The following is an 8,946-nucleotide window of genomic DNA, read 5'->3' on the forward strand; positions in this document are numbered from 1 at the left end:
ATCTCTACGTGATGAAAGCGCCGTGCGTCGCGGCGAGAGGCGATCCGGATTGAAACCTTTTCCGAAGCCGCGCGAATTAGCGGATGCGGGCCGCGCTTGCTCCTGATCGTTGCCCCTCTTCAGAGCCCGCCTACGTCTGCCAACCGGGCGGGCCCTGTTGCGTCTGGAGCGCCCTGTGTGCTGACACGAGAGCCTTCCTAAAAACGACGAATGACAGATGGCGCGTAGGAGGCATTCATGCACTTGAGCGCACCGTTGTGGCTCATCGGCTCCCTATCCCCGTCATCATTCTGATCTAGTTTATTTTCCCGCGACGACGCTGATGCGGTCGCGCCCATGACTACAGCCCGCCCGGTGAAAGCCGGAGCGGGTTTTTTCGTGACGTGCTGTACTGAAACGACACCGGCCTTTCTCGGCTGCTGCTACGGAGACAGCGCGGCGAAACCTCAACCCGATCGGTCTAGCCGCGAGCCCTAAACTCAGCCCGCCCGGTTCGCCGCGGTGGGCTTTTTCGTGCGCCTATCGATGCCCGATCAAGTCGATCAGCGCCAATCCGACCCGCTGGCGAACGACTCGGCAGCCTTCCGCGCGCTCAGTTCGCTCGGGAAGCCCTCACCGCAGGCCATGGTCTGCTCACGGAACACGAAGCTCCATCGCCACTGGCCCGGCCCTGTCTCTCTGAAGCTGAACACCCCTCTCCTCCATCGGCACTCAGCCAATGGCGGCGACGCGTTGCGGTTGGGTGATCGGCAAGCGGGTCGGGAGCGTAGTAGTCGGCACCCACGGAGTTAACAGGATCCAGTGGCCGTAATCCGACGCGTGATACTGCCCGCATGCGGCCCTTCTCAGAAGTTTAGGGCAGAAGCGAACCTTCTTCGAGGGAGCATCTGGATAGATGATGGGCGCACTGCCGCCTGCGGTCACTCAGATGCCGAAAGTCACCAGTCCGCGCTCATCAATCGTCCAGGCGGGGTTCCAAGCTATCTCCCAGGCATGATCGTCTGGATCGCTCAGATACCCGCGGAACCCGCCATGTGGCGGAGCATCAGCGTCCCGCAGGAGTTTTCCGCCCGCCGCAACAAGCCGCCGGATGGTTGGCTCAACGTCGCCTTGGCTCGCAACGTTATGAGCAAGGGAGAACGCGCTTGGAGTCAGCTCGCTCACTCGCCGCATGTCGCGATCCAAGCCGGGATTTTGCCACGTGCCGAGCACGAACCCATTCATCTGGTAGAAGATGATCTCCCCGTTCTCGAAGATTGGGGACCAACCAAAGCCTCCGACGTAAAAGTCGCGGGATCGGGAAAGCGACGTGACGCCGAGTGTGATCACTGAAATCTGTTGCTGCATAGCCAAGCCCTTTCATTTGCCCGAGCCAATTGCTCGAAGCCTTGAAGGTCTTGGGCCGTCATCACCTCGACGGAAGGACCCGCTCGCACGGGGGCCGGGCCAACCGCACCGACCTAACCTGTTTCAGACGACGTGATGTTGATCGATTTGGCATAGTAGAGCAAGCGGTGAATGACGGCTTGCGCCTCTCAGCAGCCGGATGCAGACCGTCGCAATTCCACCCTTAGCCGCGCCGTGCGGCTTTCAATCCAATGCAGACGTCGCTTTTGGCGTCGCTAACTTACTTCCGGGTTAGGCCAGGACGCCTCGATGTTATTATTGTCAGGGTCGAGGACGAAGGCAACGTAGTTCGCCCTGGGGCGCCGTCCTTGGTCGCGAAAGCCTGGGCGTCCATTGTCGCGGCCGCCATGGGTGAGAGCCGCTTCATAGAAGGCATCCACCGCTTCTCGGCTAGGCGCGACGAAAGCAAGATGGATTGGTGCTGCTCCCGCAACGTTGGAGGCCTGCCAATAGCTTGGCACGCCCTTGCGAGGCCCAGCGATGAAGAGGAAGCCGCGTTGATCTGGGTGCTTGAAGAGCGCAGCGTCGAACTGCGGCATGTCCTGCATCTTCTCGATGCCCAACGGCCGCAAACACGCGGTGAAGAACGGCAGGCTAAAGTCCGTGTCGCGGACCACGAAACCAATATGATCGAACATGGGTCGTCAGACTGCGCCCGCGTCGGCCACAAGCAAAGCGATAAATGCGGACAAGCATGGTCCGCTTTCCACCGATAGTGTTGAAGAAGGCGCAAGCGACCACTTGAAGGCCATCAGCCGGGCACAGGCGTGGGACAATCGTCTAATTTCACAGCCAATAGTCCTGCCTGGCGACGAATTTCCAGCCGACAAAAGATCGGTAATCTTTTTGCGAAGATGTTTGATCGATCGTTGCGGCGCAATCGGCCTTTTTCAACACTATCCACCCTGAGCCGCCACTGCGATCCCAGATCGAATCAGAAGGAGACGGCGCGAGCTGCGCCGCTCGTGACCAGCCGTGTCGGCTTTACTGGCGTGCTTCGGTTGCCATACGGACGGCCAGCGCGGTCAGCACTGTCCCCATCACCCAACGCTGTATGACGGCAAACGACGAGTGTCGGGTGAGAAACATCGCGATCGAGCCTGCCGAGATGGCAATGGCTGCGTTTACCAGAACGCTGATGACGATCTGCGTCGTGCCGAGGGCGAGAGCTTGGCCCAACACGCTACCCCGCGCCGGGTCGATGAACTGCGGCAGCAGCGACAGATACATGAGCGCGATCTTCGGGTTCAGCAGGTTGGTCAGGAGGCCCGTCAGGAGGAGCTTGGCCGGGCCGTCCTTCGGCAAATCCTTGACCTGCAACGGCGAACGACCGCTGGGCCGGACGGCCTGCCGCGCGAGCCACAACAGATATGCTGCGCCTGCGATGCGGATCGCGTCGTAGGCGTAGGGCACCGCAAGCACGATGGCGGTTATGCCGACGGCGGCGCAGAGCATGTAGACGACGAAGCCCAGTGCCACCCCGCCGAGCGAGATCAAACCGGCCGTCCTGCCTTGGCAGATCGAGCGCGAGATCAGGTAGACCATGTTCGGCCCCGGCGTCAGGACCATGCCCAGCGCGACGGCCGCGAAGGCGAGGAGGTTGCTCGATTCAGGCATCGTCGTCCCTGCTCAGGAAGATGCCCAGACGCGCGGCGCTATGCACTCGCGCTCCCCGATGTGGGCCCATCTCGAGCGTCAGTCACGCGAGTTGGGCTAACCGTAGCCTCATATTTCCTGCGTAGGAAGCCTTGGCCGTATCAGGTCTGCATTCGGCATTTCGCTACCGAAGAGCAGACCGTCTCAAAACCACCGGACTCGGACGTAAGTCATCCTCCTTCAAGCTGCCGCTAAGCGGACCTACCGAGGGTCTATGGTGGGTCGAAACCGGCCCGGCGGCCGGTACCAGGCGTCGGAATTCCTCCATTAGCCCCAGAGCAGATCATGAAGGCGCCGTTTGTCGCGTCGAGGGGCGACCCGGATTGAACCGGCCCCTTCCTCCCCGCGGCCTCGCCCGCTCCTTGGCCCGCCCGGTTCGTCTAGTGGGCAAAACCTGAAGCTTGGTGCCGTCTGCTCGCGACCCTGCCATTCACGCGAGGATACGGCTCACCCGCAAGCAGACCTCGGAACAGCACACGGCCCGGGCCGAACCGCAAGATCGGTCGAGCAAGCCGTGCCCAAGTGCGCGTAGCTGGTCGCGCCACGAAGGTCGGGACGATGAGTGCGGTGCTCCGAAACTACCACGCCCCGATGCAGCGGGTGCTGGATCACATCGATCAGCATCTGGACGACGATCTGGACCTGGAGACGGTCAGCGGCATCGCCGCATTCTCGAAGTTCCACTTCCATCGGCAGTTCACGGCGACCTTCGGGTTGTCCGTGCACCGCTACGTTCAGCTTGCTCGCATGAAGCGCGCTTCATACCGGCTGGCCTATAGGGACGCCCAGAGTGTCACTGAAGTAGCGATGGATGCCGGCTACGATGCACCGGACGCCTTCGCCCGTGCCTTTCGGCAACGGTTTGGGCAGTCGCCGTCGTCGTTCAGGAATGCTCCCGACTGGGGATCGTGGCTTGCGGCCTTCGGGCCACTCGAAAACGCAAGGAGCAAGCTCATGCCAAGAACATTTACTCCCGACGAGGTGACGATCCGCGATGTGCCATCGACGCGGGTGGCCATCATGGAGCACCGCGGTGATCCGGCGACGCTCGGTGCCACCATCCAGCGCTTCATCGCATGGCGGAAGGCCGCTGGCTTGCACCTCAAGACGAACCCGACCTTCAACGTTTGGCGGTCCGAGCGGCGTCCCGCGTCGCCCGCCGACTATAGCGTTGACCTCTGTGTCGGAACCGACCAGCCGATCGCGGCGAGCGTCGAGCAAATCAAGGTCGGCGAGATCCCTGGCGGACGCTGCGCGGTGCTGCGTGTCGTCGGCAACACCGATAACCTGGAGCCTCCGGCGCTCTACCTCTATCGCGAGTGGCTCCCGGCCAGCGGTGAGGAGGCGCGGGATTTCCCACTCTACTGTCAGCGCCTTGCGTTATTCCCAGAGGTGCCCGAGCACGAGGCGGTCGCGGAATTGTTCCTGCCGCTGAAATAGCCCTGCGCAACAGCGGCTTGTCTAGCTTCCCCGCCGGAAGCGGACAGGCCGCTCTCGACTCGGACGTAAGTCATCCCTCTTCAAGCGGCCGCTAAGCGGACCGTCTGAGGGTCTATGAAGGGTCGAAACCGCCCGGCGGCCCAGTAACAAGCGTTCGATTTCCTCCGCTAACCCCGAGCAGATCACGAAGGTACCCTGCGTTCCGGCGATGGGTGATCCGGATTAACCAGCCGTTAACCATAATCCGCCGAGAGTGCATCACTCCCGCGATATCCCTCTCAGCCCGCCCGGTTCGCCGCGGCGGGCATTTTATTTGGCGATCATATCGTTGACGCACACGCGATCAGCGTGGCCGTTGGTCGATTGTGCACTAGCTAGTTCCTCGGCGTGTGTGCGCACGCTCAAAAATCCCCTGGAGGAAACGCTAGATGCTGAAGTTCGTCATTCCCGCCGCGGCGCTGGCTGCGGTGGCCATCACGCCTGCCTCGGCCCTTGAGGTCACAAAGTCTGCCTCCATTGCTGCCGCACCCGACGCGTTGTGGAAGACGATCGGCGGCTTTTGCGGAATTAGCGATTGGCACCCCGTCGTCGAGAAGTGCGAACTGTCCGACAAGGGCGGGAAGAAGCACCGCACGCTCAGCCTCAAGGGCGGCGGCACGATCCTGGAAGAAGAGCAGACACGGGACGACAAGGCCATGAGCTACACCTACACGATCCTCGAAAGTCCGTTGCCGGTTTCCGATTACAAGTCGACGATCTCGGTTGCGAAGGAAGGTAACGGTTCGAAGGTGACATGGACGGGCAACTTCAAGGCGAAGGGCGCCCCCGACGACAAGGCTCAGGAAGCGATCGGCGGCGTCTACGATGCTGGCCTGAAGGGCCTTGCTGATAAGGCGAAGTAAGCTTGATTGCGCGCAGGGGCAGACTCGGCTTGCCCCTGCTTCGACCCTTCAAGGCACGCTCCAAATCGCCTCAGTGAAAACCCAACCCGGCCAGCACCGGCTGAGCCGGGCTTTTTCGTGCGCTAAGCGGTTCCACCCCCCCGCGAAACGACATAGTGCCCTGGAAGACGACCTGACCGCTCTCGTCTTTGACCTCTGCGGTAAAATCCCGCTCATCCCGGCTCGGCAGGTTGTCCTTCGCGATATGCGTCAGGGCATTGATGGCTTCGTGGCCCGCGTGCCGGTCGGACGGGTGGTCCATCCCGTCTTCGTCAGTGTGCCCCCAATCGCCGTCATGGATCTCGATGTAGTAGCGCGGCATACGCGACCTCGTTCAGAGCCCACGATCCAACTCTCTACTGAGTTGTCAGTTTCCGCTGAAGCTGCTCACGTATCCGCGAACGCCGTCACGATGTAGGCGATGGCTCCACGCTCTCTGACGTCTACGATCGCCGTCTCGCTGATGCAGCCGGGGTTCGCGGCCCAGAGCAATGTGTCGCGCGTGACCGGATGCGCCGGCGCGTCCCAGTTCTCGAACTTGGTCTCCAAGGCATCCATCACTCGCGAGACGAGATCTGAGACGAGCACCGCGCCAGTCCTGTCGCTGAAGCCAAGCGCCAAGCCGCCGTGCTCGCCACGATAGCTCTCGAACTCCGTCGGCTTACAGCCGCCGAACTCGAAGGCGACCATCCGATCGGGGGTGAGCCGGCCGAGCGCGTCGATCAAGTCGCCGAGCGTCATCTGCCGGGGCATGTCGCTCACCGATGCCCGATCAGATTGATCAGCGCCAACCCAACGCCGCTGGCGAACGACTCCGCCGCCTTCCGCGCGCTCAGTTCGCTCGGGAAGCCCTCACCGCAGGCCATGGTCTGCTCACGGAACGTGAAGCTCCACCGCCACTGGCCCGGCTCTGTCTCTCTGAAGTTAAACACCGCACTCCTCCATCGGGACTCAGCCAATGGCGGCGACGCGTTGTGGTTGCGTGTCGGGCAAGCGGGGTTGGCGCGTTGTGCCCGCTATGCCCGCAGTTAACACGAGGCTGATCCGGCCCGGTAGTGTCTCAGTTTGAATTCGCCGACCGGGTTGACGGCTGATCCGAGGCCTCGCGTGCCCTCGGCTGCGGGCGTATGCTTGGTGCCAAGCAGGAGGTGTCTATGTCCAACCGGCGAGAACTTTACCAGAGCCCAAGTGGCGATGTTTGGTATCTCGGCCGAGAGCCAGAGAACGGTAGAGCCTTCATCATCCACCAACCTAATGGTCCGTCTGGAGGGCAGCGTAGCCATATCGAGTTAGGGGCTTTTTTGACAGACGGAACCGGCAAGCCGGAACAACAAGCCCTGCTTCGCCTGATTGGAACGCTTGTCGAGGTGCCCCCGTATGCCGACCGGACCTAAAGGCCAGCGCCGTTGATAGAAGACTTAGCTCAGATGGTGGAGGTTACTGCGCCGAAGCCAGACAAGCGCGGCAAATACAAACCGTGGGAGGCGGCGTGATAATAAACCTCCGCATCTTCGGTTTCCTGATATTCTGGTTGACCTGCTGGCTAGTGGCGAAAACCTGACGGATGGTACCCATCCGAAGCTTCCGAAATGGGTGGATTTCTGCCGGTCTGCTTTCAGCCGTCGAAACGGACGTAAACTAATCAGCTAATGGCGCACCGGACATCCGCACGGAAAGATGCCTTTCGATCAGAGGGTTTTCTAACGTGCGAAAAATCCAATTTCTCACGGGCTTCTTTCGACCTACGAATGGATTGTGTCCGGACGCGAGATTGAGCCAATGGCAACACCTGTAGGTTGGATGGTGAGGGTTTGGGTCGGCGTAGAGGAGTCCGACGATCCCGCATACGACACCGCACTTTATATGGCTGGCTATGCATCCCCTGCCGAAGCTGAAGCAGCAGTGAGAAGGTTACGACCGAAACGCGGTGAGCGCATTGAGGTGCTAGAAGGCCCCATCGTCACCGGCATCGGCCCACAGCCCGAGCCAGGCCAAGTCCAAAGGCTCAGCGGCGCTGTTTAATGCGAATGGACGGCTGGCCGTATTGCCCATCCGCAATGTCTGCTTCCAGGGAACCGGCAAGTCGCGGTGGACGGTAATGTTGGGTCGAAAGCGGCGTGGCCAATCAGGGTGATTTTGAGATGGTCCGCACTGGCATAAAAGAACGGAAAAACAGACTGATCGACCAACCTATTGAGAGATCGAACGTTCTTTCGAGCTAGAACGGCAGTTTCGTCATGAAACAACCAAATCAAGTATCGCTATTTAGTTGCCTCTTTCTGCTTGGTCTCATTTATGCTGGGGCCGTGAGAGACAACGTCTCCTCCGTACAGACAGGCTTGAGGGTGGGAGGAGCAATACTAGGGATGGGTATGGTATTGTGCTTATATTACCTGCGCGCTCGCTTGCGACGCTAGCCGCAAGATCTATCGCATCTTACGGTGCGTCGAGGATGTCTGCTGTTGAGAACCGCCCGAGCAAGCCGGAATGACGAGGTTGGGTGGAAAGCGGACCGGCCGCTTTGGGAGGTATAATCGAAATATCCGACATTCGAAGCATCTTGCGCAGAAATTTGTTTCTACCCACTCATCTAGGCAAATTAAATTTTTAACAGCCAGTTTTTTATTCACAATCGAAATAATTGCCTTGTGAGCAATAAAAGTTCAATCTTCACCTTTGATCGATTTGATTATACGCGTATGGCCGCAAAGCAATTACCCCTGGCTGTTCACACTCGCTGCGCTCCATTGCTGGGATTAGCGTTTCTATTTTTAATCAACACCATAATTGGATTATTCGGTGTTGTAGTGCCTGTTTGGATTATCTCGATTGGGCCAGAAAACATCATTCTATATCAAACATTGCTAATATTACCTGTTTGCCTGTATGCTTTGGTTATCGGCCCTCCAATCATTTGGACCGCCATGTCGGATGCAGCAAATGCCGCTCCGGTCCTGAAAATCACCGAGCTAGACATCAAAGATTTCCGCATCGGATTGAACGCCCAGTGGAAGGATGTGAAAAGCACAAAACGAACATATAGCAGAAGCGGCCTGACAGGTATTCGCCTTGATCTCAGGCATAATATACACCTGAAAGAATATTCTTTTCGAGTCGGATCGCCGATATGGCCTTTCAGGCGCCGACCCACTGAAGCATACGTTCCGCTCACATTCCTTGATACTTCGCCATCCACTCTTGCTAGTACGATTGAAAATCTTGTCGTCGATCATGGCGGCGAGATTCAATCATAAGTCTGCTTTTTGGGCAGCGTTTTTCGGCTATTAAACGACTCAGATGGGTCGAAGGCAGCATGGCCGATGAGGGTAGAAAGCAACCGGTTCGCTATTGAGTGGCATATGGACCGGAGCGGGCTGCGCTGCCATTATGCAGCGCATAGGAGAAGCGGATGAAATGCTTTGGTATGTGCAAATGTCTTCGGCTGATATCAACGCTGTTCACCTACCTACCAGTATTTGCTCCTCTGGCTGTTGGCGCATTT

Annotated in this window: 10 protein-coding genes and 1 riboswitch; of the genes, 3 read left to right on the forward strand and 7 right to left on the reverse strand. The window is 59.2% G+C overall.

Annotation, left to right across the window (positions count from 1 at the left end):
* Positions 1–542: 542 nt before the first annotated feature.
* From MGN01_RS23865 to MGN01_RS22710, 4 genes are all read right to left on the reverse strand, one after another.
* Positions 543–692: a hypothetical protein gene (locus MGN01_RS23865; RefSeq protein WP_170246128.1), complete on the reverse strand. Its 150-nt coding sequence runs from the start codon at positions 690–692 to the stop codon at positions 543–545.
* 232 nt (positions 693–924) lie between these two features.
* Positions 925–1,347, reverse strand: coding sequence for a VOC family protein (locus MGN01_RS22700; protein WP_147049070.1), 423 nt, complete (start codon positions 1,345–1,347; stop codon positions 925–927).
* A gap of 275 nt (positions 1,348–1,622) precedes the next feature.
* The gene (locus MGN01_RS22705; protein ID WP_147049071.1) at positions 1,623–2,045 is read right to left on the reverse strand and encodes a VOC family protein; all 423 of its coding nucleotides are present in this window, start codon (positions 2,043–2,045) and stop codon (positions 1,623–1,625) included.
* A gap of 346 nt (positions 2,046–2,391) precedes the next feature.
* Positions 2,392–3,024, reverse strand: a complete 633-nt coding sequence (locus tag MGN01_RS22710) for a LysE family translocator (RefSeq protein ID WP_147049072.1) — start codon at positions 3,022–3,024, stop codon at positions 2,392–2,394.
* A 15-nt stretch (positions 3,025–3,039) separates the two neighbouring features.
* A riboswitch (ZMP/ZTP riboswitch) is annotated at positions 3,040–3,120 on the reverse strand.
* Between the two features lie 501 nt (positions 3,121–3,621).
* On the opposite strand from MGN01_RS22710, the gene MGN01_RS22715 reads away from it, so the two are divergent.
* Both MGN01_RS22715 and MGN01_RS22720 read left to right on the forward strand, forming a co-directional pair.
* Positions 3,622–4,503 (forward strand): AraC family transcriptional regulator, encoded by an 882-nt coding sequence (locus MGN01_RS22715; protein WP_147049073.1) that lies wholly within the window; start codon positions 3,622–3,624, stop codon positions 4,501–4,503.
* Positions 4,504–4,931: 428 nt separating this feature from the next.
* Positions 4,932–5,405: an SRPBCC family protein gene (locus MGN01_RS22720; protein WP_147049074.1), complete on the forward strand. Its 474-nt coding sequence runs from the start codon at positions 4,932–4,934 to the stop codon at positions 5,403–5,405.
* 70 nt (positions 5,406–5,475) lie between these two features.
* Here the strand turns inward: MGN01_RS22720 and MGN01_RS22725 are convergent, their stop codons facing one another.
* From MGN01_RS22725 to MGN01_RS23870, 3 genes are all read right to left on the reverse strand, one after another.
* Positions 5,476–5,766: a DUF6894 family protein gene (locus MGN01_RS22725; RefSeq protein ID WP_147049075.1), complete on the reverse strand. Its 291-nt coding sequence runs from the start codon at positions 5,764–5,766 to the stop codon at positions 5,476–5,478.
* 65 nt (positions 5,767–5,831) lie between these two features.
* A complete protein-coding gene (locus tag MGN01_RS22730) occupies positions 5,832–6,206 on the reverse strand; it encodes a hypothetical protein (protein WP_147049076.1) in 375 nt (124 codons plus the stop codon).
* A complete protein-coding gene (locus tag MGN01_RS23870) occupies positions 6,203–6,376 on the reverse strand; it encodes a hypothetical protein (RefSeq protein ID WP_170246129.1) in 174 nt (57 codons plus the stop codon). Before MGN01_RS23870 ends, MGN01_RS22730 begins: the two co-directional genes overlap by 4 nt.
* Before the next feature lie 1,716 nt (positions 6,377–8,092).
* On the opposite strand from MGN01_RS23870, the gene MGN01_RS22740 reads away from it, so the two are divergent.
* Positions 8,093–8,698 carry a hypothetical protein gene (locus MGN01_RS22740; protein ID WP_147049078.1) on the forward strand — a complete coding sequence of 202 codons (606 nt, stop codon included), beginning with the start codon at positions 8,093–8,095 and terminating at the stop codon, positions 8,696–8,698.
* The last annotated feature ends 248 nt before the right edge of the window (positions 8,699–8,946 follow it).

The organism is Methylobacterium gnaphalii, from assembly GCF_007992215.1.
In the GTDB taxonomy this organism is placed as follows: domain Bacteria; phylum Pseudomonadota; class Alphaproteobacteria; order Rhizobiales; family Beijerinckiaceae; genus Methylobacterium; species Methylobacterium gnaphalii.